Origin of the sequence: Streptomyces sp. V2I9 (genome assembly GCF_030817475.1) — a bacterium.
GTDB lineage: Bacteria > Actinomycetota > Actinomycetes > Streptomycetales > Streptomycetaceae > Streptomyces.
In genome coordinates this window covers 1,681,816-1,707,195 of sequence record NZ_JAUSZJ010000002.1, presented here as the reverse complement: position 1 = coordinate 1,707,195, position 25,380 = coordinate 1,681,816, and the positions used below count along the sequence as shown (strand labels likewise).

Here is a 25,380-nt window from a genome sequence, read left to right as displayed (position 1 = left end):
CGTGCGGGCACGGCGGCCCGGAGCCGGGCGCGGGCCCCGTCCGGCCGCCGTGCCCGCACGGGGCCCCGGCCCGGCGACCTCACGCCGCCAGCGGGTGCAGCGGGGCGAGCCGGGTGCCGAGCGCCATGATCCGCATCGCCCGCTCCGTGGCGTCCGCCAGGAACTCGCCGCTGCGGCCGATCGCCTCCCCCAGCGTCATCGGGGCGGGCAGGATCGCGCTGTACGCGTCCACGCCCACCGCCCGTACGTCCTGCGCGCCCGGCCCGATCGTCCCGGCCAGCACCAGGACGGGCACCCCGGAGGCGCGGGCCCGGCGGGCGACCTCCGCCGGGATCTTCCCGCGTACGGTCTGGTGGTCGAGCGCCCCCTCCGCCGTGATCACGACATCGGCGCGGGCCAGGCGGGCGTCCAGGTCGAGGCCGTCGAGCAGGACGTCGTAACGGGGGAGGAGCCGGGCCCCCACCGCGGCGAGCCCGGCCCCCAGCCCGCCCGAAGCGCCCGTTCCGGGGGCCGTCCGCAGGTCGACGGCGGCTCCCGTCGGCGGGGTGAACGCCGGGGCCAGGTCACGGGTGAGGACGGCGGCCAGCCGCTCCAGGCCCGCCGAGAGCAGCTCCACCTCCGCCGGGGTCGCCCCCTTCTGCGGCCCGAACACGCGGGCCACGCCGCGCTTCCCGCACAGCACGTTGTACGGGTTGCAGGCCACCAGCAGTTCCGTGCGGGCCAGCCTCGGGTCGAGGGCGGACGGGTCGAGGTGCTCCAACTCGTGCAACGACCCGCCGCCCGGCGGGAGTTCGCGGCCGTGCCGGTCGGTCAGCCGGGCCCCGAGCGCCTGGAGCGCGCCCGCGCCCCCGTCCGACGTACCGGAGTCGCCGCAGCCGACGAGGATGCGCCGGGCCCCGGCGTCCAGGGCCGCCCGGATCAGCTCGCCGACCCCGTACGTGGTGGTCGCGCCCGGATGGCGGCGGTCCGGCGGGACCAGGGCGAGCCCCGCGACGGCCGCCATCTCGACGACGGCGGTGAGCGGTCCGGGACCACCCAGCAACGCGAAGTGCGAGGCGACCGGGTCGCCCACGGGGCCCGTCGCCGTGGTCTTCACCAGCCGGCCGCCACCCGCCAGGGCCAGTGCCTCCGCCGTGCCCTCGCCGCCGTCGACGAGGGGGATGAGGTCGAGTTCGGCGTCGGGGACCACCCGGCGTACGCCGGCGGCGATGGCCTCCGCCACACGGGCCGCCGACAGGGACTCCTTGAAGCCGCTGGGGGCGATGGCGATGCGGGGAGCGCGGGAGGAAGGACGGGTCATGGCTGGGTCTCCAGGAGGACGGGCACGCCGAGCAACGGCCAGACGGCGAGGGCGAAGAGGAGGACGAGGGCGGCGGTGAGCGGGGCGAGGAAGGCGGACAGCCGCAGCAGGTCGCGCGGGGTGTACGTCGGGGTGCCCGGCACATCCGCGAAGAGGGCGACCGGCTTGGCCGAGGACGGCAGGGTGTGGCAGAAACCGGCGGCGGCCGTGGAGGCCAGCGCCGCCGTGACCGGGTTGACCCCGGCCCCGACCGCCGCCGCGACCACCAGCGGCACCAGCACGGAGGACCGGGCGGAGCGCGACTGGAGCGCGAGATGGGCGGCCGTGCTGACGACGACCACTCCGGCGAGGAACAACCACGGGGGCGTGGACGCCCCCGTGGGTATCCACCCCACCAGCCAGTCGGCCGCACCCGAATCGGCGAGGGCGACGCCCATCGCCATGGTGGCGGCCATGAACAGCAGCAGCGGCCAGGGGACCGTCCGCAGCCCGTCCTTGAAGCGGACCGTGCCCAGCGCGGGCGAGGTCGCCACCAGCGCGCCGATCAGCGCGACCACGGCGGGCGACACCCCGTGCAGCGGCTCGCTGCACCACAGCAGGACCACGGTCGCCAGCAGCAGCAGGCACCGCGACTCCGCCGGGGTGAACGGCCCTTCGACGGCCGTCCCGGAGTGCTCCTGGATCTGCGCCGCCGTGATCCTGACCGGCCCCCTGCGGTCGGCGCGCCGGGTCGTGGTCACCAGCACCAGTTCGGCGGCGAGATGGGAGGACACGACGGCCAACGGCAGCCCGAGGACCAGCCATTGGACGAAGCCCAACTGCTCCCCGGTCTGCTCCCCCAGCACCCCCACCGTGATCAGGTGCGCGCCCGCCCCGATCAGGGTCGCCACGGCGGAGAGCAGGATGACGGTCGGGAAGAGGAGCGCCAGCATGACGACGAGGCGGGTCCGCTCCCGGAGCGCGGCGGCCAGCGCCAGGAACACCGGGAGGGCGAGCGCGGCCCGGCCCGAGGTGGCCGGTACGGCGAACGCGGTGACGACCAGACCGGCCGTGGTCAGATGCACCAACTGGCGTACGGTCCGGGCCCCGCCGACCAGGAACACGGCGGCCCGCCCGGCCAGACCGGTCCGGGTCACGGCCGCCGCCAGGACGAACGCGCAGATCAGCAGCCACACCGTCTCGTCGCCCAAGGTGGCGAACAGGGTCTCGCTGCTGATCACCCCGGTCACCGTCAGCGCCAGGCCCGCGCCGAGCGCGACGTAGGCGTCATCCACCGGGGTGGCGATCCAGGCGGCGGTGGCGAGGACGAAGACGGCGAGGGAGAGCCGCCCGTCGACGCCGAGGCCGGGGGCGGCGCCGGGGACGGCGAGGAGGGCGCAGAGTCCGAGGACGGCGCAGAGGCCGGCGGTCTGCCGGAGGGGGAGAGGCACGCTGTACAGCCTCGGAAGGCGGGGTGAGAGGTCGATGAGCGGCCGGTGAAGGACCTTTCATCCCGCCGCCGCCGGGTCACCCGGCCGCCCGGTCACCCGGCCGCCCGGTCACCCGGCCGTTCGGGCGGCGGGTGACCGGGCGGCGTCGGTCCGGGCGTACCCCGAGGGCTACGGCAACCGGTACCCCATGCCCCGTACCGTCTCCAGCCGCTCCGCCCCCAACTTGCGGCGCAGCGCCCGGACGTACACGTCCACGATGTTGGAGCCGGGGTCGAAGTCGTACCCCCACACATGCGACAGGATCTGCTCGCGGGACAGCACCTGGCCCGGATGGCGCAGGAACATCTCCAGAAGCACGAACTCGCGCGCCGTCAGGTCCACCGTCCGTTCCTCCGCGCGGGCCCGGCGCGTCCGCAGGTCCAGGGCGAGGCTGCCGCTGCGCAACAGGGTGACCTCGGGCGCGCGGGCGGCGGTGCGCTGCCGCAGCCGTACGCGGGCGAGCAACTCCTCGAAGCGGAACGGCTTCGTCATCCAGTCGTCGGCCCCGCCCTCCAGCCCGGCCACGGTGTCCCGGACCGAGTCGCGGGCGGTGAGCACGATCACCGGCAGCGTGACCCGCGCCTCGCGCAGCTCCCGCAGGACGGTGAAGCCGTCCCGCCCCGGCAACCCGATGTCGAGCACCATCAGGTCGAAACCGCCGGTCAGCGCGTGGCCGAGCGCCAGGTCGCCGTCCTCCGCGACGACCGTGGTGAAGCCGTTGGCGCGCAGCCCCTTCTGGACGAACGAGGCGATGCGCTCCTCGTCCTCGGCGATCAGGATGCGGTTCATGAGTCGGTCTCCAGGATGAGTACGAAGGTGGCTCCGCCGCCCTCGGTCCGGCGGAGTTCCACGCGTCCGTGGTGGCCCTCCGCGATGGCCTTGACGATGGCGAGGCCGAGCCCCGCGCCGCTGGTGCGGGTCCCGCGCCGGGAGGTGCCCCGGCGGAACCGTTCGAAGATCACCTCGGCGTCCTCCGGCGGGATGCCGGGCCCGTGGTCCGCGACGTACAGTTCGACGCGGCCCGCCCCGTCCCGGTCCGGCGGGGCCTGTCCCGTGCGGGCGCGTCCCGCCTCGGTCCGGGAGCCGATCCGGATGCGCTGGCCGGGAACGGTGTGCTGGACGGCGTTCTGCGCGAGCTGGACCATCGCCTGCGTCATCCGCTGCGGGTCCAGCCGCACTTCGCGGTCCGCGACGCCGTCGAGCTGCCACTCCCGGTCCCCGAGGGTCCGCACCTTCACGAACACGTCGGCGGTCAGCTCCGCGAGCTGGACGGGTTCGGGGCGGACGAAGTCGGGGCGCTCGGCGCCCGCGAGGAGGAGCAGATCCTCGACGATACGGCTCATCCGGTCCAGCTCGTCCGTGACCAGCCGTACCGTTTCCTCCCGGTCCGCCGGATCGTCGCCCATCAGCTCCAGATGGCCCCGGACGATGGTGATCGGGGTGCGCAGCTCGTGCCCGGCGTCGTCGACGAAGACCCGCTGCGCGGCGAACGCCCGCTCCAGCCGGTCCAGCATCGCGTTGAACGTCTCCGCCAGCGCCGCGATGTCGTCCCGGCCCTCCACGGGGATACGCCGGGTGAGGTCCTGTTCGGTCAGCTCGGCCGCCGTCGCCCGGACGATCCGTACGGGCGCGAGAATGCGGCCGGCGACGGCCCAGCCGACCCCTGTCGTCATCAGCAGCGCCACCCCGGACAGGGCGAGCAGCGTCCAGAACGTCTTGTCGGCGACGGCCCGTTCGCGCTCCGGGTGGAAGGCGACGACGAACGTTCCGGGCCTGCCGTCCCTGGACGCGCCGATCCCGACCTTCGCCCAGCGCACCTCACCCTGCGGGCGTCGCAGGGTTCCGAAGGAGTCCGGGGAGGCGTGGATGCGGGTCAGCGACGCACCGTCCCGCCACAGGGCGGTGTCCGGGGGCAGATCGCGCCGCTGCCGGATGACGTCGGGCCGGTCGCCGGGGCGGCCGGTGAGGCCCAGCAACTCCTCGTCGGGGTCCGCGTACTGGCGTTGCAGATAGATCCGGAGCAGCCGGTCGGCGGTGGGGAACCGGCCGCCGGTGTCCGGATCGACGCCCTGCGGGACGAAGTTGGCGAACTCTCCGGTCTCCTGGGTGAGCAGCTGGCTGATCCGGTGGTCCACGTCCTGCTGGAGGAGGGAGCGCACGGTGACGGCGACCGCGCCCAGCGCGACCGCCATCACGACCAGGAGCCAGAGCAGGATGCGTACGCGGGCGGAGATCCTCGGCAGGCTAACCGTCATCACCGAAGTCGTCGTCATCGTCGTCGTCGGCCGCCGAGGGGCCCGGAACGACGGAGCTGTCCGGTGTGCGGGTCGGGGTGGCGGAACCGCTCGGCGCCGGTCCGCCCGGTGTCCGTCCGTCCGGCGCCGGGCCGCCGCTCTCCGGCGGAGTGCCGCGTGGGCTCTCCTCCAACCGGACGGCGGGCGGCACCTTCGGCGCCTCCGAGGTGTCGGTCATGGCATAGCTGGTGGCCGCGATGCCGAGGGGCACGGCGACGACGGCAGCCAGGGCCGCCAGACGAGGTGAGAAAGCCATGCGTTCACCCTGGCGGTCCCGCACGGTACGAAGATGAAGCCAGGATGAACATTCCTTCATCTCGGACAAAGGGGGCATGTGCGCAAAGGGGGCATGTGCGGGCGTGGGTGGTGCGGGAGGGGCCGCCGCCGGTGCCGCTTGCTTCGAGTGCACTCCAAGGATCTAGCGTGGAGGACATGACGGTGATCGACGGAACCTCCCGGAGCACTCCCGCGACGACCGCACCGACGCGGCCCTCACCGGGGGCCTCGCAGGCAACCTCACCGGGGATCTCGGCGGGGACCCCCTCGGGGGTGGGCGTCTGTACGGCCGCCCCTTCTCCCCACCCCCGCCCCACGGGCCGGGACAGCTACACGATCAGCGAGGTCGTCGCCCGCACCGGGCTCACCGCGCACACCCTGCGCTGGTACGAGCGCATCGGGCTCATGCCGCACGTGGACCGCTCGCACACCGGTCAGCGCCGTTTCACCAACCGCGATCTCGACTGGCTGGCCTTCGTCGGCAAGCTGCGGATGACCGGGATGCCCGTCGCCGACATGGTGCGGTACGCGGAGTTGCTGCGGGAGGGCGAGTCCACCGTCGAGGCACGGCGGGAACTGCTGGAGGCGACCCGCCGCGATGTGATCGCGCGGATCGCGGAGCTCCACGACACCCTCGCCGTCCTCGACCACAAGATCGAGTTCTACGCGGGCGCCCGCCGGGCGCCGGAGAGGCACAGTGCCTGATGACCGTTGACAAGATCGCCACGGTGGAGCTGGGAGCGGGCGGACCGCAGGTCGGTGTCCAGGGCCTCGGCTGCATGGGCATGAGCGAGTTCTACGGCGAGACGGACGAACGCTCCGCCCGCGACACCCTGGACGCGGCCCTGGAGGCGGGCGTCACGCTTCTCGACACCGCCGACGCCTACGGGCGCGGGGCCAACGAGGAGTTCCTCGCGCCGTTCGTCCGGGCTCACCGGGACGAGATCACCCTCGCCACCAAGTTCGCCCTCGTCCGCACCGACGACCCCCACTACCGGGGCATCAGCAACGACCCCGCGTACATCAGGACCGCCGTCGAGGCGAGCCTGCGCCGGCTGGACACCGATGTCATCGACCTCTACTACATGCACCGCCGCGACCCGGCCGTCCCGCTCGCCGACTCGATCGGCGCGCTGGCGGAGCTGGTCCGGCAGGGCAAGGTCAAGCAGCTCGGGCTGAGCGAGGTGACCGGCCCCGAACTACGCGAGGCGCACGCCGTGCACCCGATCGCCGCCCTCCAGTCGGAGTGGTCCCTCTTCAGCCGGGACGTCGAGAGGAGCGCCGTCGGCGCGGCGGCCGAGCTGGGCGTCACGCTCATCCCGTACTCGCCGCTCGGCCGGGGCTTCCTCACCGGGGCCTTCACCGACGCGGGCAAGGACCTGGGGGAGGGCGACTTCCGCAAGCACCAGCCCCGGTTCAGCGGCGGCAACGCCCGGACGAACGCGGCCCTGCTGGAGCCCGTCCGCACGATCGCCGCCGCGCACGGGGCGACGCCCGCGCAGGTGGCCCTCGCCTGGGTCCACCAGCGCGCCGAGGCGCACGGGCTGAACGTGGTCCCGATCCCCGGCACGCGACAGCGCGGCCGCCTCCTGGAGAACGTGGCGGCGACCCGTCTGACCCTGACGCCGGACGAACTGGCCGCCCTGGAGCCGATCGCGGACCGGGTCGCGGGGGACCGCTACCCGGACATGAGCAGCACGGCGGCGGCGCGGGAGTAGGCACGGGAGCGGGGCCGGTGCGAACGGCCGGGAGGCGCACGGGGCGATCGCCCGGTTCATGCGGTTCATGACGACCGAGCGGCGCACCCCGGTCTCCGGGACCCGTACGCGGGGAGGGCCCGTCCGCCGTGCGGGGACCGTACGCCGGGAGGGCCTGACCCGCCGTTCCCTCACGCCAGCCCCAGCGCGAACACCGCGAACCCCGCCGCGAGCAGCCCGGCCAGCGCGCGGCGGGCGTTCGCGGCGCGGGTGCCCGCCTGCCACGGTGCCTCGAAGCGGCGCGCGTACCGGGCGATCAGCACCAGCAGCCCCGCGAACACCGGCAGCCACGCGATCCGGGCGAGGAGCCAGCCCACCGTCTCCGGCGCGGTCGTCAGCCCCGCCACCGCCGTGCCCCCGACCCCCGCGAGCGAGGCCGGTACGGCGGCGGCCAGCATCGCGCTCTGGTGCCAGCACAGGATCGTCATCGCGGACAGGTTGACCACCACGACCGGCGCCCACAGCAGCGGCCTGCGCAGCAGCCGGCCGAGCCGGTCGCGCAGCAGGATCGCCGCCCCGCTCTGCGCCGCCGCCAGTGCCACCACCAGCAGCGACGGCGGATGCGAGTTCGTCCGGGCCTCGCCCGGCACCCCGACCATCGACGCCGGATAGTGGAAGACGAGCAGCAGCACGGCGAACAGCACCCCGCCCCCGGCCAGCAGCAGCCCGGCCCCGCGCCTCCCGATCCGCCCCTCGCCCCAGGCCACGCCGAGCTGGTACGCGAACAGCCAGCCGGGCAGGAGGTTGAGCAGGCTCAGCCAGGACGGCATCGCCTCCGCGAACGGCCCGTACCGCAGGAAGTCCACCACCGCCACCGACCCCAGCAGCGGCAGCGCCGCCCAGCCGCCGAGCTTCCGCGCCAGCCCGACGCAGACCGGAGTGAGGGCCGTGACCACGGTGTACACCCCGACGAACCACAGCGGCTGGATCACCAGCGTCGCCCCCGTACGCAGGGTGTCGCCGGGCACGCCCAGCGCGGACAGCACGGTGAGCAGCACCGCCCACACGGCGGTCACCCCGAGCACCGGCCGGCCGAGGCGGGCCAGCCGGCCTCCCAGCCAGGCTGCCGTCGTCGAGGCCCGCCGGCGGTAGGAGAGCACCGAGGCGTACCCCCCGACGAGGAAGAAGATCCCCAGCATCTGGAGCACCCAGCTCGCGGGCGCGAGTCCGGCGAACGCCGAGAGCGGGCTCGCGTTGTGCAGGCCGTCCGCGTCCAGCCGGAAGCCGCCGAGCATCCAGTGACCGAGCGGCACGGCGAGGAGGGCCACCGCCCGCAGGCCGTCGATCGCCCGGTCGCGGTGGGCGGGGGTGGAGGCGTCGATACGGGCGGCGAGCCGCCTCGTGCGCTCCCGTGCGGCGTTCATCGGCCCACGCCTTCCAGGGCCTGCGCGTCCGCCGGGGCTTGCGTACCTTCCAGGGCTTCCGCGCAGTCCAGGGCTCGCGCGACCGCCGGGCCCCGCGCGCCATCCCGCGTGGCCGTGCCCCGCACGATGGCGGCGAAGGTCCGCAGCGAATCCGTCCCCGGCGCGAAGTACCCGGCGTGGCCCCGCGCGTCGTCCGCCGGTACGCGCCGGGCGCCGAAAGCCGGGTCGGTCGGGTCCGTCCCATGGCCCAGGCCCGCGAAGCGGACGTTCGGCACGTTGTCGATCCAGTCCGTGGGGTCCTTCGCCGCCCACACGCGGGCCCTCGTCCGCAGCCCCGTGACATCGTCCGCCCGCATGCCGGGGGAGCCGAGGACCACGAGGTCGGTGGCGCGCAGCCGGTGCGCGGCCAGACCGCAGACCACCGAGCCGTAGCTGTGGCAGAACACGGCGGGCCCGGGCAGCCCGTCCGCCGTCAGGCCCTCCGTGAACCGGGTCAGCCGCCCCGCCCCGGCCTCCGCGAGGCCGCCGGTCGCCGCGTCGATGCCGACACCCACCGGGGTGGTGTACCCGACCCAGGCGACGACGGCCGTCCCCGGACCGGCCGCCGTGTGCAGGGTCCTGGCCATGCCGGGCGGGGCACCGTGTGCGGCGGCCTTCCGGTCGTACGTCCCGGCGTCGTTGTCCGACCCCGGTACCACCACCGCGACCCGCGACGCCGTGCGCAGATCCCCGAAGACCTCGGCGACCTGGCCGCGTCCGCGCGGGTCGAACGCCAGGATGCGGCGGCCGGGGGCGGCGAGCGAACGGTAGCGGGGGTCGTCCTCGGCCGCCAGCGCCAGCGCGTTGGCGCGGTAACGCAGTTCCAGCGGGGCCCCGTCGAGATTCCCGACGACGGACGGGTGCCGCACCACCAGGAGTTGCCGTTCCCCGGCGCTCAACCCCGCGAAGAACTCCGCGACGTCGGCCGGCGCGGCGCGCTCAGGGTCGGGCAGCCCCCTCCCCAGCGCCCGGTCCGCCCGCCACTGCGCACTGCCCGGCGGCGGCCCGGTCAGCGCCTGCTGCGCATCCCCCGAAACCCAGCCGGTGGTTCCCGCCACCACACCGGCGGCCAGTGCGAACGCGACCAGAGCCCTCGCGTGTCGACGCATCGTTCCCTCCCTCTCCCGGTCGCACCGACCGGTGCGACCGGGAGGAAGGTAGGAAGAGGACGGGTGACGCGGCGTCACACCGGAGAGCCAAACGCTAAGTGATACCGGGGTAGGGGGTGGGGCAGAGCCGCCCCCGGTATCGGCGGGCTCACGCCCCCGCGTCGCCCGGTGTCACCAGCCCCGACTCGTACGCGAAGACCACCGCCTGGGCCCGGTCCCGCAGCTCCAGTTTGGCGAGCACCCGTCCGATGTGGGTCTTCACGGTCTGCTCGGCCAGCACCAGCCGCCCCGCGATCTCCTGGTTCGACAGCCCGCGCGCGATCAGCTCCAGCACCTCGCTCTCGCGCGGGGTCAGCCCGTTCAGCCGCAGCGCCTGACCGCCGCGCGTCGCCCCGGCGGGCCGCTGCGCCGCGAAGTCCGCGATCAGCCGCCGGGTCACCGAGGGCGCGAGCAGCGCGTCCCCGGCCGCCACCACCCGTACCGCCGCGATCAGATCGGCGGGCGGCGCGTCCTTCAGCAGGAACCCGGACGCCCCGGCGCGCAGCGCCTCGTACACGTAGTCGTCCACGTCGAACGTCGTCAGCATCAGGACCTTCGGCCGGTGCACCACCCCCACCGGCGGGTTCAACAGCTCGCGCGCGGCGGCCAGTCCGTCCATCTCCGGCATCCGGACGTCCATCAGGACCACGTCGGGATGCTGGTTGCGGCTGACCTCGACGCCCTGGCGGCCGTCCGCCGCCTCGCCCACCACGTCGATGTCGCTCTGCGCCGCCAGCAACGCCGCGAACCCCGCCCGCACCATGGCCTGGTCGTCGACGATGATCACGCGAATGGTCACAGGTCCTCCGGAGAAGGCGGCAGGGAAGGGGACGCGTCCGTGGACGCGGACGGGGAACCGGCAGGCGGCAGCGGCATCCGCGCCGCCACCCGGAACCCGCCGTCCGGCAGCGGCCCGGTGTCCAGCGAGCCGCCGGTCAACCGTACGCGCTCCCGCATCCCCACCAGCCCGTGCCCGGTCCCCGCGCTCTCCAGCGGCGCGGCGGGCTTCGGTGCGGGCCCGTTGACCACCAGCACGTTCAGGTGGCCCCGCGACGCCCGGACCGAGACCCGCGTGCGCGCACCGGGCGCGTGCCGCACCACATTGGCCAGCGCCTCCTGCACGATCCGGTACGCCGACAGATCCACCGCCGGTGGCACCTCGCCCAGATCCGCCGCCAGCGACAACTCCACCGGCAGTCCGGCCCGTACCGTCGCCTCCACCAACTGCTGGAGCCGGTCCAGACCCGGCTGCGGTGTCCGGTCGCCCTCCGAGCCGTCGCTGCGCAGCACCGACAACAGCCGCCGCATCTCGCCCAGCGACTCCCGCGCCGCCGCCGCGATGGCGGCGAACTCCTCCCGCGCGGGCTCCGGCAGCCCGGAGATCCGGTACGGCGCGGAGTCCGCCTGCACGGTGATCACCGACATGTGGTGCGCGACGACGTCGTGCAGCTCGCGGGCGATCCGCGTCCGCTCCTCCAGCAACGTGCGCTGCGCACGCTCCGCCTCGCTGATCGTCTCCTGCTCGGCCAGGCGCCGGGTCGCCTCGCCCCGCTCCCGCACCACCCCGCCGATCACCAGGACCACCGCGCCGAGGATCGTCAGCAGCAGGGCGCTGCCGGCGTCGCGGCCCGAGGGCGCCATCAGCTGGAGCACCACCCCCGCCACGGCGGTCACGGTCCAGACGGCGATGGCGGTCCGCCAGGTCTCGCGCAGGCCGATGGCCAGCAGCACGAAGAGGTACGCGACCAGGACCGGCGGGGGCCAGGGCCAGCTGTCGTGCTCTCCGGGGCCGCGGGCCAGCAGCACCAGCGCGCCCACGACATCGGCCGGGAAGATGATCCACCACGCCTGGAGGGGCCGGTGGGCCAGCATCAGCAGCGGAGCGGCCTGAGCCACCCCGAGCGCCCCGGCCAGCGCGCCGGGCACGCCGTACTGCGAGGTCAGGACGGTGATGGTGACCGGGATGAACGTCGCGGCCAGGGCGAGCACCAGGGCGTACGGCAGCAGCCGCTGCCACCGCTTCGGCGCGTTGGCCAGCGGCGGGACGGGCGGATGGGAGGCGTGGGACAGCCCGTGGGCCAGCTCGCGCAGATTGCGGCGGGCGGCGCTCAGCAGGCCGTCGGCGGGCGGCGGGGGCCCGGAGGGGGAGATCGACATGGCCCGGTCAGCCTAGGCAGGCCGAGCGGGCCGGGGCGTCATACCGTGGTTCCGACCGCGGGCCGGGCGTCTCATACCCGGGTACGGGGCCGAAGCGCCGTGAACCGGACGCGTCGTCGGGTGCGGGGAGCGGCTCCGGTACGGACGGCGGGTCCTGGGGGGTGTTGCACCGGACGACAGGTCCGGCAGGAGGTGGCTCCGGACGTTCGGCCGCGGGTCACAGCTGGGCGAGCAACTGGGCCTTCTTCGCGCTGTACTCGGCGTCCGTCACCAGGCCGGCCCGGTGCAGCTCACCGAGGTGGTGGATCCGCTCGGCGATGTCCGCCGGATCGCGCCGCCCGGCGCTCACCAGGGCCGGGGCGGCGGCGGGAGCGAGCTGGGTCCGGCGTACGGACTCCAGGACGGCGGCGGCGAACGGCAGCGACTCGTGCACCGGCCCGTACCCCAGCCCGAACAGCACGGCCGCCGGGTCCTGGTCGGCGGGCCGGACGGCCGACGGCTCACCGGGCGCGCCGGCCGGCGAGCCGCCGTCCGCGTCCGTGCGGTCGCCGGTACCGAGCGGCTCGCCCAGGCTGCCGCCGGTGCGGTGGTCCACCGGGGCCGCCGCGCGGGGTATCAGCCGCAGATGACCGTCCAGCGCCTCGGGGGAGCGCCACACGATTCCAGCCAGTTCGCCCACCCGGAAGGTCTGGTCGCCGGCCTTCCACTTGGTGCTGGAGGCCCCGGTCCAGGACCACCGGAAGGAGATCCGCTCACCGTCGAAGCCGGCCCGGCCGTCGTAGGCCTTGAAGCTCATCGGGGCCTCGGGCGCCGCCACCAGGAAGCGGTCGGCGGGCTCGTCGGAGGCCGGACCCAGCAGGGCCCGCAGCTCGTCCGCGTAGTACTCGGCGAGCACCTCCCGCTCCGCCGGAAGCACCAGGCGGTACGGGTCGCACCCCTCTTTGAGCTGCCCGGAGGCAGCCTCCATCAGGGGATCGGCGCCTGCCCTCGGCGCAGCGCGCAGAACCACCGTGCCCCGCTTGCCGGGGGTCAGCGTCACCGACGACAGCGCCGCATACGGGATGCGGCGCTCCCGCAGGCTCTGGAAGAGCTTCGGTGTGCGGATGCCCCGTTCGAAGCGGATGAGCACGGAGTCGGTGTCGAACTCCCAGGCGGCATGAATTCCGGCCAGCACATCACCCATGTGCCTCATCGTATGCGGCACGGTCGCGCACGTCCCCCCTCGAAGCAAGTCCCTGTTCATCCGCCCGATACGCGCCTCTCCGCGCGTCAGCCCTCCAGGCCGCCGGAAATACCGCTGTGGCACGTGCTGGCGGCACGCGCGCAGCTGACCGATCCGTAGGAGCCGACGCCGATCGCGGCGAGGTTGTCCAGGCTCTCCGTGCCCGGCACGAAGTAGCCGCTGTGCCCGGCCGCGCCGCCGGCCGAGACGACCCGCGCGCCGAAGGCCGGGTCCACCGGGTCGGCCCCGTGGCCGATCCCGCCGAACTCCATGTGCGGGACGTCCCCGATCCAGTCGTCCCCGTCCCGCATCGCCCAGATCCGGGCGCCGGTCTCCAGCTGACCGGCGTGGGCGGCCCGCATGCCGGGGCTGCCCGCGACCGCGATGTCGGCCACCCGGTCCGGGGCCCGGTGCGCGGCCACGCCGCAGACCACGGAACCGTAGCTGTGGCAGAACAGCGACACCGTGGAGCGTCCGGGCAGCGCGCCGACCAGCGCGTTCAGCCGGACCGCGCCCTCGGCCGCGAGTCCGCCGAGCGCCGCGTCCATACCGACCCCGACCGGGGCGGTGTAGTCGGCCCACGCGATCACGGCGGTACGGGTGCCCGGCGAGGCCGAGCGCTCCGCGCCGTACAGGGACTCGGCCATGCCGACCGGGGCCGTGTACCGGCGCTTGGAGCGTTCCAGGGTCAGCAGATGGGTGTCCACGCCCGGAACGACGACGGAGACCCGTGAGGCCCGGTCGAGGTTCCCGAACACCTCGGCCGCACGGCCCCGCCCGGACGGGTCGAAGGCCAGGATCTGGCGTCTCCCCTTGAGCAGCGAGCGGAACCTGTCGTGCCGGGCCCGTGCCTCGGCCCGGCCGTCCGGCGAGAGCTTCGGGTCGTGGGCCCGCGCCCGTTCCACGGTCATGGCGCGCCCGAGAGCCACCCGATTGGCCCGGTAGCGCACGGTGACCGGCGCTCCGTTCATGTTCCCCACCACCGATGGGTGCCGGACCGCGAGAGCCATGCGCTGCGCCGAGGTGAGACCGGCGAAGAAGCGGGCCAGCCGGGCGGCGGGAGCGTCCGCCTCCGGCAGCTCGCGGCCTACCGTCCGGTCCCGCGCCCAGGCGGCGAGTGCCAGCTCGCGCTCCCCGTCCACGTGCTGATCGCGGACGGCGCTCCAGCCCGTCGTCGCCAGCATCACGAACACCACCGCCAGGGCGAGCAGAGCGCGCCAGACGGTCAACGTGGGAGAGGTGTCGAAGGAAGTCACTGCGGAACACCCTAGGAGACGCGCGCCGACCTCCGAGATGCGCGTGAGGTACATCACCCGTCCGCGAGGGATTAACCCCTAATTTCTCACGCAGGGTCACTCCGGCACTGCGAGCGGGCCACCGCCGAAGACCGCCCTGCCGCTGACGCGGAGGTGCTACCCCTGACGCCAGTCGCGGGCGAGGGCGGGGACGAGCTGATCGAGGTACTCCTCGGTCAGATCGCGCAGCGCCTCCACGCTGGAATCGTGGCCCCGGCCCCACAGCTGGCCGGTCACCCGCATCACCGCGGAGAACGCGGCGACGGCCACGCGCGGCCGGGGGTCCCGCTCCACGTCGAGCCCCTCGCGCTCCGCGATCAGCAGGGCGACCTCGTTCTCCAGGGCGACCCCGCGCCGCATATGGGCGGCGAGCAGGGTGGGGGTCGACTCGATCATCCGGTAGGTGCGCATGTGCAGATCGACGGTGACGACCTCCTCGATCGCCTCGCCGATGCTGTTCCACGCGCACAGCACCGCCCCGCGCATGGCCTCGAAGGGGGCCTCGTGCGCGGGGCGGCGGCGCAGCTCCTCGATGAAGCGGGACTCGACCATCTCCTGCACCGCGAAGGTGGCGTCCTCCTTGCTCGCGAAGTAGCGGAAGAAGGTGCGCTGCGAGACCTCCACGGCGTCGGCGATCTCATCGACGGTGGTGCGTTCGTATCCCTGCGTGGTGAACAGTTCGAGGGAGGCGCGCACCAAGGCGTCGCGGGTGCGCTGTTTCTTGCGTTCGCGCAGTCCGGCCCGGGACCCGCCTGCCTGCCCGTCGGTCACGTACCGGCCCCTCTTTTCCGTATTTCTCCAGCTCAGCATACCTATGAGCCCTGTGTGAGCCACGTGACAGTTACTGTCTTGTGAATTGGTTTGTCAACTGTCAGAGACTGTCACTAGTCTCCCCGTTATGACTAGTCAGACCACCGTCGAGAAGGCACCGCGGGAGCCTGAAGACAACGCAGTACCCGCCCCGGTCAAGGGGCTTCGCGGCCACCCCTGGCTGACCCTCTTCGCCGTCGCCATCGGTGTGATGATGGTCGCCCTCGACGGCACCATCGTCGCCATCGCGAACCCCGCGATCCAGCGGGACCTCGACGCCTCGCTCGCCGACGTCCAGTGGATCACCAACGGCTATCTGCTCGCCCTCGCCGTCGCGCTGATCACCGCGGGCAAGCTGGGCGACCGCTTCGGCCACCGGCAGACCTTCCTCATCGGCATCGCGGGCTTCGCGCTCGCCTCCGGTGCGATCGGCCTCTCCAGCGAGATCTCGCTGGTCATCCTCTTCCGTGTGCTCCAGGGCCTCTTCGGCGCCCTGCTGATGCCGGCCGCGCTCGGCCTGCTGCGCGCCACCTTCCCCGCCGAGAAGCTGAACATGGCGATCGGCATCTGGGGCATGGTCATCGGCGCGTCCACCGCGGGCGGCCCGATCGTCGGCGGCCTCCTCGTCGAGCACGTCAGCTGGCAGTCGGTCTTCTTCATCAACGTGCCCGTGGGCGTCCTCGCGCTCGTCTTCGGCCTGGTGATCCTGCGGGACCACCGCGCCCCCAACGCGCCGCGCTCCTTCGACCTGATCGGCATCCTGCTGCTCTCGAGCGCGATGTTCGCCCTCATCTGGGGCATCATCAAGGCCGGTGAGTCCTGGGGCTGGGGCGACGGCCGGACCTGGTCCTGGCTGGGCGCCGCCATCGCGGCCTTCATCACCTTCGGCATCTGGCAGAACCGGACGAAGGAGCCCCTCGTCCCGCTGAAGATGTTCCGTTCCGTCCCGTTGACGGCCGGCACCGTCCTCATGGTCCTGATGGCGTTCGCCTTCATGGGCGGCCTCTTCTTCGTGACGTTCTTCCTCCAGGGCGTCCACGGCCTCAGCCCGGTCGACAGCGGCCTGCGCCTGCTGCCGCTGACCGCCATGATGATCGTCTCCTCGCCGGTGGCGGGCCTGCTGATCACCAAGTTCGGCCCGCGCGTCCCGCTGGTCGGCGGCATGGTCTGCACGGCCACCGCGATGTTCGGCATGACCACGCTCAGCGAGTCCACCGGCACCTGGACGATGTCCCTCTGGTTCGCCCTCCTCGGCTGCGGGCTCGCCCCGGTCATGGTCGGCGCCACCGAGGTCATCGTCGGCAACGCGCCCCTGGAGCTGTCCGGTGTGGCCGGCGGTCTCCAGCAGGCAGCCATGCAGGTCGGCGGCGCGCTCGGCACCGCCGTCCTCGGCGCGGTCATGTCCTCCAAGGTCAGCGCCGAATTCGCGGGCAACTGGAAGGACGCGGGCCTGCCCGGCGAGGCGGATCCGGGGCTGGAGAAGGCCGCCGAGTTCGGCATGGTCCCCGGCGGGCTCGACCAGGCCCCCGGCATGACGCCGGACATCGCCGCCCGCATCGGCGGGGTCATCCACGACACCTTCATGTCCGGCATGGGCCTGGCCTTCACCGTCGCGGGCATCGTCGCGGTCGTCGCGGCCTTCGTCGCCACCCTCACCAAGCGCGGCGAGAACGCCGAGGCGGGCGCCGGCGTCGGTCACATCTGACCCGTCCGACGCGGCGTCTTTCGTCAACACAGCGCAGGTCACAGCCCCGCCGAATCCTTTCGGCGGGGCTGTCGCCTATCAGGGTGGTGAGCCCCCGCCGCTCTTCCGCACCTCTCGCCCCGTGACTCAGAGTGAGCGACGGAAGAACATCACCGACCAACCACGGGGGTTGATCCACCATGCGCACGACCGTTCCGACCCTGCGTACGACCGTTCTCGCGGCGGCCGCCCTGGCCGTCGTCGCCCTCGCTCCCCAGGCACTGGCACCCGACCGGGCGGCAGCGGCTCCCGAGCGGGCGGCAGCGGCTCCCGAGCGGGCGGCAGCGGCTCCCGAGCGGGCTCCGGGCGTCAGCCTCGGGAACTGCGAGGCGGGCCGGCTCTGCCTCTGGAAGAAGGCCGACTTCACCGGGGCCCGTCACACCTTCGAGCTCTCCGGCACCGACATCGAGAGCTGCGTCCCGCTGCCCGAGGGCGGTGACGCCCAGTCCCTCGCCAACCGCACCGGGCGGCCCGTCACCACCTACCAGTCCGCCGAGTGCGCGGAGACCGGCGAGTTCGAGACGTACCCCGGCGGCGGGACCTGGACGCCCCGCTCCCCGTACCAGGTACGCGCCTTCAAGATCTGGGAGAACTGAGCCCGGACGTGCCGGAGGGGTGGCGGCGCGTGCCACCACCCCTCCGGGCCCTTCGCTCCTACGGCTACGCGTCGCCGCCCGCCGCGCCCGGATCGGCCGCGGTCACGTCCAGCAGCTCGTAGCGGTCCACGGCCTTCTTGAGGGCGGACCGGTCGATCCGGCCCTCCTTGGCCAGCTCGGTCAGGACCGCCAGCACGATCGACTGCGCGTCGATGTGGAAGAACCGGCGGGCCGCGCCACGGGTGTCCGCGAAACCGAAACCGTCCGCGCCGAGCGACTGGTAGGCGCCCGGCACCCAGCGCGCGATCTGGTCCGGCACCGAACGCATCCAGTCCGAGACCGCCACGAACGGGCCCTGTGCCCCTTCGAGCTTCTTGGTCACGTACGGGACGCGCTGCTCCTCCTCCGGGTGCAGGAGGTTGTGGCGCTCCACGTCCACCGCCTCACGGCGCAGCTCGTTCCAGGAGGTCGCCGACCACACGTCCGCCTTCACGTTCCACTCGTCCGCGAGGATCCTCTGCGCCTCCAGGGCCCAGGGGACCGCCACACCGGACGCCATGATCTGGGCCGGGATCTCGCCCTTCTCGCCGGTGCTGAAGCGGTGGATGCCCTTGAGGATGCCCTCGACGTCCACGTTCTCGGGCTCGGCCGGGTGCTGGATCGGCTCGTTGTAGACGGTGAGGTAGTAGAAGACGTCCTCGTTCGCCTCGCCGTACATCCGGCGCAGCCCGTCCTTCATGATGTGCGCGATCTCGAACCCGTACGCCGGGTCGTACGCGACACAGCCGGGGTTCGTCGAGGCGAGCAGCTGGGAGTGGCCGTCCGCGTGCTGGAGGCCCTCACCGGTCAGCGTCGTACGGCCGGCGGTCGCGCCCAGCACGAAACCGCGCGCGAGCTGGTCGGCCATCTGCCAGAACTGGTCACCGGTGCGCTGGAAACCGAACATCGAGTAGAAGACGTACACCGGGATCAGCGGCTCGCCGTGGGTGGCGTACGCCGAACCGGCCGCGATCAGCGAGGCCGTGCACCCCGCCTCGGAGATGCCGTCGTGCAGCATCTGGCCGGTGGGGGACTCCTTGTACGCGAGCAGCAGATCGCGGTCGACCGCCTCGTACTGCTGGCCCAGCGGGTTGTAGATCTTCGCACTCGGGAAGAACGCGTCCATGCCGAAGGTGCGGTACTCGTCGGGGGCGATCAGCACGAAGCGCTTGCCGATCTCCTTGTCCCGCATGAGGTCCTTCAGGATGCGGACGAACGCCATGGTGGTGGCGATCGACTGCGAACCCGAGCCCTTCTTCGCGGCCGCGTACGTCTTGTCGTCGGGCTGCGGCAGTGGCTTCGCCCGGACCACCCGCGTCGGGACGTAACCGCCCAGACCCTGGCGGCGGTCGTGCATGTACTGGATCTCGTCCGACTCGCGGCCCGGGTGGTAGTAGGGCGGGTAGCCCTCGTCCAGCTGCTTGTCCGTGATCGGGATGTGCAGGCGGTCCCGGAAGCGCTTGAGGTCCTCGACCGTGAGCTTCTTCATCTGGTGGGTCGCGTTGCGGCCCTCGAAGTTCGGCCCCAGGGTCCAGCCCTTGACCGTCTGCGCCAGGATGACCGTCGGCTGGCCCTTGTGCGCCTTGGCCGCCGCGTAGGCCGCGTAGACCTTGCGGTGGTCGTGGCCGCCGCGGCCCAGGTGCAGGATCTGCTGGTCGGTCATGTCCTTGACCATGTCCCGCAGCCGCGGGTCGTCGCCGAAGAAGTGCTCGCGGATGTACGCGCCGGTCTCGGTGGCGTACGTCTGGAACTGGCCGTCCGGCGTGGTGTTCAGCTTGTTGACCAGGATGCCCGTGCGGTCCTGCGCCAGCAGCGGGTCCCAGGAGCGGTCCCAGACCAGCTTGATGACGTTCCAGCCGGCGCCCCGGAACTGCGACTCCAGCTCCTGGATGATCTTGCCGTTGCCGCGCACCGGGCCGTCGAGGCGCTGGAGGTTGCAGTTGACCACGAAGGTCAGGTTGTCCAGGCCCTCACGGGCGGCGATGGAGAGCTGGCCCAGCGACTCCGGCTCGTCCATCTCGCCGTCGCCCAGGTACGCCCAGACATGCGAGTCCGAGGTGTCGGCGATCCCGCGCGCCTCCATGTAGCGGTTCATCCGCGCCTGGTAGATCGCGCCGAGCGGGCCGAGGCCCATCGAGACGGTCGGGAACTCCCAGAAGTCCGGCATCAGCCGCGGGTGCGGGTAGCTGGACAGCCCGTTCGGAGCCTTCGACTTCTCCTGGCGGAACGCGTCGAGCTGCGCCTCGCTCAGCCGGTCCAGCAGGAACGCGCGGGCGTAGATCCCCGGGGACGCGTGCCCCTGGAAGAAGATCTGGTCGCCGCCGTCGCCCTGGTCCTTGCCCCGGAAGAAGTGGTTGAAGCCCACGTCGTACAGCGAGGCGGAGGACGCGAAGGTGGCGATGTGCCCGCCGACGCCGATCCCCGGCCGCTGCGCCCGCGAGACCATCACGGCCGCGTTCCAGCGGGTCGCGTTGAGGATCTTGCGCTCGATCTCCTCGTCGCCGGGGAAGAACGGCTCGTCCTTCGTGGCGATCGTGTTCACGTAGTCCGTGCTGCGCATCTCCGGCACCGCGACGCGCTTCTCCCGCGCGCGTTCGATGAGCCGGAGCATCAGATAGCGGGCCCTCTCCCGGCCGCGCTCGTCGACGGCGGCGTCGAGGGAGTCAAGCCATTCCTGGGTCTCTTCGGGATCGAAATCCGGGACCTGGCTCGGAAGGCCGCCAATGATGATCGGGTTGCGATCGGATCCGGAAGCCACACTGTTCCTTCGCTGTTCGGTGGTGCTCTACGGGGTCTGTTACGGGGAACGTACCCCCGGGACAACTGTGTGCGCGCCGCCTCCATCGTGCTACCGCGAGGGCCCGGACGTCATCTCTACCGTGGGGTAACTCCGAGGTTCCGAAAACTCCTCGGCGGGGCACGAGTATGAGCGGTACGCGGCTGGGTACGGGCAAACCGCAACCTTACGCCCAAGGCGTCCAAGCGTTCCCAAAGGCTGTTCGAATCCGATTGGCGGATCGAAACGGCATAAGCTGAGGAAGGACGTAAACGGATGGAGAGATCCGGGGAGACCCGGTGAAGCCGCCGGAGAGGCATGCCGGAACTTACGGTGACGTGGCAGGGAACGTCACCGTATAGGCGGTCTCGCACGCTGGGTACTTGCGCGATTCGCCGGGCCCGTGTGGACTACGGCCTACGCCCCGCGCACGCGCGTGGCCACAGCATTTTCCGAAGACATGATCAGGAGGCAACCCGTGAGCGCGACCGCGGACCACGCGGAGGAGCGGACCAACCCGGCTGCACGCCTGGGGTTCGAGCCCGGACAGGTGGTCCAGGAGATCGGCTACGACGAAGACGTCGAGCTGGAGCTCCGTGAGGGCATTGAGGCCACTACCGGCCAGGAACTCGTCGACGAGGAGTACGACGACGTCGCCGACGTCGTCCTGCTCTGGTTCCGTGACGAGGACGGCGACCTTACGGACGCGCTGGTGGATGCCATCGGTCTGATCGAGGACGGCGGGATGGTCTGGCTGATGACGCCGAAGACCGGCCGTGACGGTTACGTCGAACCGAGCGACATCAACGAGGCCGCCCAGACGGCCGGGCTCGCCCAGACCAAGAGCATCAGCGCGGGCAAGGACTGGACGGGCAGCCGTCTGGCCACCCCCAAGGGGGCCAAGGCCAAGCGCTGAGCCGCTTCTCGCACCACATCGAGGCCCCTGCGGGCGCGCACACCGTGCCCGCGGGGGCTTTCGTGCGCCCGTACGGCCCCGCAGGCGACACCGAGGGGCCGTCGGGGGCCGGTCCACGGCCCGTGCGTAGGGTGGGAGTCACCCGGACGGACCGTCTCGGGGTGCGGAGAAGCGGCGAAGGGATGCGTGTTCCATGACGATCGAGGTCGGCAGCCAGGCCCCGGACTTCGAGCTCAAGGACAACCACGGCCGGACCGTGCGGCTGTCGGAGTTCCGTGGCGAGAAGAACGTGGTGCTGGTGTTCTACCCGTTCGCCTTCACCGGCGTCTGCACCGGGGAGCTGTGCGCGCTCCGCGACGAGCTGCCCCGCTTCGAGAACGAGGACGTCCAGCTGCTCGCGGTCTCCAACGACTCCATCCACACCCTGCGCGTCTTCGCCGAGCAGGAGGGGCTGGAGTACCCGCTGCTCTCCGACTTCTGGCCCCACGGCGCGACCTCTCGGGCCTACGGCGTCTTCGACGAGGACAAGGGCTGCGCGGTGCGCGGCACGTTCGTCATCGACAAGGAGGGCGTCGTCCGCTGGAGCGTCGTCAACGGCCTCCCGGACGCCCGCGACCTGAACGACTACGTCAAGGCGCTCGAAGCGCTCTGAGGCGATCTCCTGGCGACGCCCGGTCAAAAGCCTGTTTTGGCCGGGAACCGGTCACTAGGATCCAATCGTTGATCCGATGCCAACGAACGACGGGGACGCTGGTGTCTGCCGGCCCCTGAGAAAACTACTGGAGGACTCGTGGGAGTCAGCCTCAGCAAGGGCGGCAACGTCTCGCTGACCAAGGCCGCGCCCAACCTGACCGCGGTCATCGTCGGTCTGGGCTGGGACGCCCGCACCACCACCGGGGGTGACTTCGACCTCGACGCCAGCGCCCTGCTGACGAACACCGAGGGCAAGGTCGCCACCGACGGCAACTTCGTCTTCTTCAACAACCTGAAGAGCCCCGACGGCTCGGTCGAGCACACCGGTGACAACACCACCGGTGAGGGCGAGGGCGACGACGAGGTCATCAAGGTCAACCTCGCGGGCGTCCCCGCCGACGTCGACAAGATCGTCTTCCCGGTCTCGATCTACGAGGCCGAGAGCCGCCAGCAGAGCTTCGGCCAGGTCCGCAACGCGTACATCCGCGTGGTCAACCAGGCCGACAACACCGAGCTCGCCCGCTACGACCTGAGCGAGGACGCCTCGACGGAGACCGCCATGGTCTTCGGCGAGCTCTACCGCAACGGTGCCGAGTGGAAGTTCCGCGCCATCGGCCAGGGATACGCCTCCGGCCTGCGCGGCATCGCCCAGGACTTCGGCGTCAACGTCTGACGTTCTGGCGCCAGGGGGCGCCCGGCCGGTTCCGACCGGCGGGGCGCCCCGTCACCGGGCGCTTTCGACGCCCGTCACCGGGCGTCGAAAGCGCCCGGCAGCGTTTTTCACGACTCGGGGAGGACACACATGGGCGTCACGCTCGCCAAGGGAGGCAACGTCTCCCTCTCCAAGGTCGCACCCAACCTCACCCAGGTGCTGGTCGGGCTCGGCTGGGACGCGCGCTCCACCACGGGGGCCGACTTCGACCTCGACGCCAGCGCGCTGCTGTGCCAGTCGGGCCGGGTCCTCGGTGACGAGTGGTTCGTCTTCTACAACAACCTCACGAGCCCGGACGGCTCCGTCGAGCACACCGGGGACAACCTGACCGGTGAGGGCGACGGCGACGACGAGTCCGTCATCGTCCGCCTCGACCAGGTCCCCGCCCACTGCGACAAGATCGTCTTCCCGGTCTCGATCCACGACGCGGACAACCGGGGCCAGGCTTTCGGTCAGGTCAGCAACGCCTTCATCCGGGTGGTCAACCAGGCCGACGGCCAGGAACTGGCCCGCTACGACCTGAGCGAGGACGCCTCGACGGAGACCGCGATGATCTTCGGCGAGCTGTACCGGTACAACGGCGAGTGGAAATTCCGTGCAGTCGGCCAGGGGTACGCGTCCGGCCTGCGAGGCATCGCTCTAGACTTCGGCGTCAACGTTTCATAACGCCGCGCACGGCGCGGGGGAGCCCCGACACACCGGGGGAGACCCGTTACATAACACGATGGGGTAGCCAGTGGTACTGAAAACCTTCGGCTGGTCGTTCGCGGTCACCGCGCTCGGCCTGGTCGCGGCGGTCATCTACGGGGGGTGGCAGGCCTTCGGCATCGTCGCGATCCTGTCCGTCCTGGAGATCTCGCTGTCCTTCGACAACGCGGTGATCAACGCCGGAATCCTGAAGAAGATGAATGCCTTCTGGCAGAAGATCTTCCTGACCATCGGCATTCTCATCGCCGTCTTCGGTATGCGACTGGTGTTCCCCGTCGTGATCGTGGCCGTGAGCGCGCAGCTCGGACCGATCGAGGCCATCGACCTGTCCTTCAACGACCCGGACAAGTACAAGGAACTGGTCACGGACGCCCATCCGTCGATCGCCGCCTTCGGTGGCATGTTCCTGATCATGATCTTCCTCGACTTCATCTTCGACGAGGACCGGGACATCCACTGGCTGCGCTGGATCGAGCGTCCGCTCGCCAAGCTCGGCAAGGTCGACATGCTCTCGGTCTGCGTCGCGCTGATCGTCCTCCTGATCTCCGCCCTGACCTTCGCCACCCACGCGCACCAGCACGGCGGCGGGCACGCCGACAAGGCGTCGACGGTCATGCTCTCCGGTATCGCCGGTCTGATCACCTACCTGATCGTCGGCGGGCTCTCCGGCTTCTTCGAGAACAAGCTCGAAGAGGAAGAGGAGCGGGAGCACGAGGCCGAGGAGGAGGCCAAGAAGAAGGGCAAGCCCGTCACCGGGGTCGCCCTCGCCGGCAAGGCCGCGTTCTTCCTCTTCCTCTACCTGGAAGTCCTGGACGCCTCGTTCTCCTTCGACGGCGTCATCGGCGCCTTCGCCATCACCAACGAGATCGTGCTGATGGCCCTCGGCCTCGGCATCGGCGCCATGTACGTCCGTTCGCTCACCGTCTACCTGGTGCGCGAGGGCACGCTCGACGACTACGTCTACCTGGAGCACGGAGCGCACTACGCGATCGGCGCGCTCTCCGTCATCCTGCTGATCACCATCCAGTACGAGATCAACGAGCTGATCACCGGCTCGGTCGGGGTGATCCTGATCGCCCTCTCCTTCTGGTCCTCGGTCAGGCGCAACCGCGCGCTCGCCGCGGAATCCGGCGACGGCGGCTCGGGAAGCAAGTCCGAGGTGTCCGCCGGGGTGTGACCCGGCAGGGATTGAGGAACGCTCTTGGCGGGGCGGCCCACACGGCGACGGCTCTCCGGGATCTCCCGGACCCGGCCCGGTGGCCGCCCCGCTGCGATGTCCGGGCGCGTACGAGCGGCGCGAACACCAGGCGCGAACAGGGTGGGGGTTGGCATGGGATTCTTCGACGGCCTGTGGCCGGGACGTGCGGCGCAGTTCGACTCGGGCAACTCGACGTCGAGCGCGATCGTGCTGTCCAAACGCAACGCCACGATCTCGCTCAACAAACAGGGCGCCCTCTCGGGCAACCTGAGGGTCAATCTCTCCTGGCGGATGCGGACCTCGGACATCGAGGGCCGCTCGCGCCGGAGCGGCCGGCTGCGGAACCCCCTCCAGTTCTTCCAGCCGGAAGTGGTCCAGGCGCACACCCAGGGCGTGGTCAACGTCGACCTGGACCTCGGCTGCATGTACGAGCTGACGGACGGCACCAAGGGGGTCGTGCAGCCGCTGGGCAGCCTCATCGGCGACCTCAACGGCCCGCCGTACGTCCGGCTCAGCGGCGACGACCGGTTCGGCGCGCCCTCCGGCGAGACGGTCTACGTCAACCTCGACCAGCGCGACCAGATCAAGCGCCTGCTGTTCTTCGTCTACATCTACGACCGGACGCCCGCCTTCGACCGGACGCACGCCAAGGTCACGCTCTACCCGGGCAACGGGCCGCGCATCGAGATCGAGCTGGACGAGCGCGCTCCGCAGGCCCGCTCCTGCGCGGTGTTCACCGTGGAGAACGTGAAGGACGAGCTGATCGTGCGGCGCGAGGTGAAGTTCGTGTACGGCTTCCAGTCGGAGCTGGACCGGCTGTACGGCTACGGCATGCAATGGGGGCGGGGCTACAAGTCCCGCACCTGA

23 protein-coding genes are annotated in these 25,380 nt (G+C 71.9%); 10 read left to right on the top strand and 13 right to left on the bottom strand.

All coding sequences use genetic code 11. The features are described 5' to 3' along the window. Window positions 1–79: 79 nt before the first annotated feature. From QFZ71_RS07625 to QFZ71_RS07605, 5 genes are all read right to left on the bottom strand, one after another. The gene (locus QFZ71_RS07625; RefSeq protein ID WP_307667496.1) at window positions 80–1,300 is read right to left on the bottom strand and encodes a glycerate kinase; all 1,221 of its coding nucleotides are present in this window, start codon (window positions 1,298–1,300) and stop codon (window positions 80–82) included. Continuing rightward, on the bottom strand, window positions 1,297–2,730 hold the full coding sequence (locus QFZ71_RS07620) for an SLC13 family permease (protein ID WP_307667495.1): 1,434 nt from the start codon (window positions 2,728–2,730) through the stop codon (window positions 1,297–1,299). Before QFZ71_RS07620 ends, QFZ71_RS07625 begins: the two co-directional genes overlap by 4 nt. A gap of 168 nt (window positions 2,731–2,898) precedes the next feature. Then, complete coding sequence (locus tag QFZ71_RS07615; RefSeq protein ID WP_307667494.1) at window positions 2,899–3,558, bottom strand: response regulator transcription factor; 660 nt, start codon at window positions 3,556–3,558, stop codon at window positions 2,899–2,901. Then, complete coding sequence (locus QFZ71_RS07610) at window positions 3,555–5,024, bottom strand: cell wall metabolism sensor histidine kinase WalK (RefSeq protein ID WP_307667493.1); 1,470 nt, start codon at window positions 5,022–5,024, stop codon at window positions 3,555–3,557. Before QFZ71_RS07610 ends, QFZ71_RS07615 begins: the two co-directional genes overlap by 4 nt. Continuing rightward, window positions 5,014–5,319: a small hydrophilic protein gene (locus QFZ71_RS07605; protein ID WP_307667492.1), complete on the bottom strand. Its 306-nt coding sequence runs from the start codon at window positions 5,317–5,319 to the stop codon at window positions 5,014–5,016. The genes QFZ71_RS07610 and QFZ71_RS07605 overlap by 11 nt, the downstream gene beginning before the upstream one ends. Window positions 5,320–5,495: 176 nt before the next feature. Between QFZ71_RS07605 and QFZ71_RS07600 the strand changes: the two genes are divergently transcribed. Beyond that, the gene (locus QFZ71_RS07600) at window positions 5,496–6,044 is read left to right on the top strand and encodes a MerR family transcriptional regulator (RefSeq protein WP_307671368.1); all 549 of its coding nucleotides are present in this window, start codon (window positions 5,496–5,498) and stop codon (window positions 6,042–6,044) included. Next, the gene (locus QFZ71_RS07595; RefSeq protein WP_307667491.1) at window positions 6,044–7,057 is read left to right on the top strand and encodes an aldo/keto reductase; all 1,014 of its coding nucleotides are present in this window, start codon (window positions 6,044–6,046) and stop codon (window positions 7,055–7,057) included. The genes QFZ71_RS07600 and QFZ71_RS07595 overlap by 1 nt, the downstream gene beginning before the upstream one ends. Window positions 7,058–7,227: 170 nt before the next feature. Here QFZ71_RS07595 and QFZ71_RS07590 read toward each other — a convergent pair whose 3' ends face one another. The 7 genes from QFZ71_RS07590 to QFZ71_RS07560 form a co-directional block, all read right to left on the bottom strand. Beyond that, a complete protein-coding gene (locus QFZ71_RS07590; RefSeq protein WP_307667490.1) occupies window positions 7,228–8,460 on the bottom strand; it encodes an acyltransferase in 1,233 nt (410 codons plus the stop codon). Next, window positions 8,457–9,608, bottom strand: coding sequence for an alpha/beta hydrolase (locus QFZ71_RS07585; RefSeq protein WP_307667489.1), 1,152 nt, complete (start codon window positions 9,606–9,608; stop codon window positions 8,457–8,459). Before QFZ71_RS07585 ends, QFZ71_RS07590 begins: the two co-directional genes overlap by 4 nt. A 148-nt stretch (window positions 9,609–9,756) precedes the next feature. Further along, entirely contained in the window at window positions 9,757–10,446 is a 690-nt protein-coding gene (locus QFZ71_RS07580; protein ID WP_307667488.1) for a response regulator transcription factor, read from the bottom strand. After that, entirely contained in the window at window positions 10,443–11,804 is a 1,362-nt protein-coding gene (locus QFZ71_RS07575; protein ID WP_307667487.1) for a sensor histidine kinase, read from the bottom strand. The genes QFZ71_RS07580 and QFZ71_RS07575 overlap by 4 nt, the downstream gene beginning before the upstream one ends. 217 nt (window positions 11,805–12,021) lie before the next feature. Next, on the bottom strand, window positions 12,022–12,987 hold the full coding sequence (locus tag QFZ71_RS07570) for a DUF4429 domain-containing protein (protein ID WP_307667486.1): 966 nt from the start codon (window positions 12,985–12,987) through the stop codon (window positions 12,022–12,024). Window positions 12,988–13,073: 86 nt separating this feature from the next. Beyond that, on the bottom strand, window positions 13,074–14,282 hold the full coding sequence (locus QFZ71_RS07565) for an alpha/beta hydrolase (RefSeq protein WP_307667485.1): 1,209 nt from the start codon (window positions 14,280–14,282) through the stop codon (window positions 13,074–13,076). Window positions 14,283–14,438: 156 nt separating this feature from the next. Next, window positions 14,439–15,092 (bottom strand): TetR family transcriptional regulator, encoded by a 654-nt coding sequence (locus QFZ71_RS07560; protein ID WP_307667484.1) that lies wholly within the window; start codon window positions 15,090–15,092, stop codon window positions 14,439–14,441. A gap of 250 nt (window positions 15,093–15,342) precedes the next feature. Here QFZ71_RS07560 and QFZ71_RS07555 point away from each other — a divergent pair, with 250 nt between their 5' ends. Together QFZ71_RS07555 and QFZ71_RS07550 are read left to right on the top strand one after the other, a co-directional pair. Further along, a complete protein-coding gene (locus QFZ71_RS07555; RefSeq protein WP_373465185.1) occupies window positions 15,343–16,836 on the top strand; it encodes an MFS transporter in 1,494 nt (497 codons plus the stop codon). Window positions 16,837–17,036: 200 nt separating this feature from the next. Further along, complete coding sequence (locus QFZ71_RS07550) at window positions 17,037–17,471, top strand: peptidase inhibitor family I36 protein (RefSeq protein ID WP_307671367.1); 435 nt, start codon at window positions 17,037–17,039, stop codon at window positions 17,469–17,471. A 64-nt stretch (window positions 17,472–17,535) separates the two neighbouring features. Here the strand turns inward: QFZ71_RS07550 and aceE are convergent, their stop codons facing one another. Further along, a complete protein-coding gene (aceE, locus tag QFZ71_RS07545; protein WP_307667482.1) occupies window positions 17,536–20,268 on the bottom strand; it encodes a pyruvate dehydrogenase (acetyl-transferring), homodimeric type in 2,733 nt (910 codons plus the stop codon). Between the two features lie 496 nt (window positions 20,269–20,764). Here aceE and QFZ71_RS07540 point away from each other — a divergent pair, with 496 nt between their 5' ends. The 6 genes from QFZ71_RS07540 (at window position 20,765) to QFZ71_RS07515 (ending at window position 25,380) form a co-directional block, all read left to right on the top strand. Then, complete coding sequence (locus QFZ71_RS07540) at window positions 20,765–21,202, top strand: DUF3052 domain-containing protein (protein ID WP_073769554.1); 438 nt, start codon at window positions 20,765–20,767, stop codon at window positions 21,200–21,202. 193 nt (window positions 21,203–21,395) lie between these two features. Then, entirely contained in the window at window positions 21,396–21,854 is a 459-nt protein-coding gene (locus tag QFZ71_RS07535) for a peroxiredoxin (RefSeq protein WP_307667481.1), read from the top strand. A gap of 138 nt (window positions 21,855–21,992) precedes the next feature. After that, complete coding sequence (locus tag QFZ71_RS07530) at window positions 21,993–22,568, top strand: TerD family protein (protein ID WP_307667480.1); 576 nt, start codon at window positions 21,993–21,995, stop codon at window positions 22,566–22,568. Window positions 22,569–22,697: 129 nt separating this feature from the next. Next, a complete protein-coding gene (locus QFZ71_RS07525) occupies window positions 22,698–23,273 on the top strand; it encodes a TerD family protein (RefSeq protein WP_007452411.1) in 576 nt (191 codons plus the stop codon). 70 nt (window positions 23,274–23,343) lie between these two features. After that, entirely contained in the window at window positions 23,344–24,492 is a 1,149-nt protein-coding gene (locus tag QFZ71_RS07520; protein WP_307667479.1) for a DUF475 domain-containing protein, read from the top strand. Window positions 24,493–24,645: 153 nt separating this feature from the next. Continuing rightward, a complete protein-coding gene (locus QFZ71_RS07515) occupies window positions 24,646–25,380 on the top strand; it encodes a Tellurium resistance (protein WP_307667478.1) in 735 nt (244 codons plus the stop codon).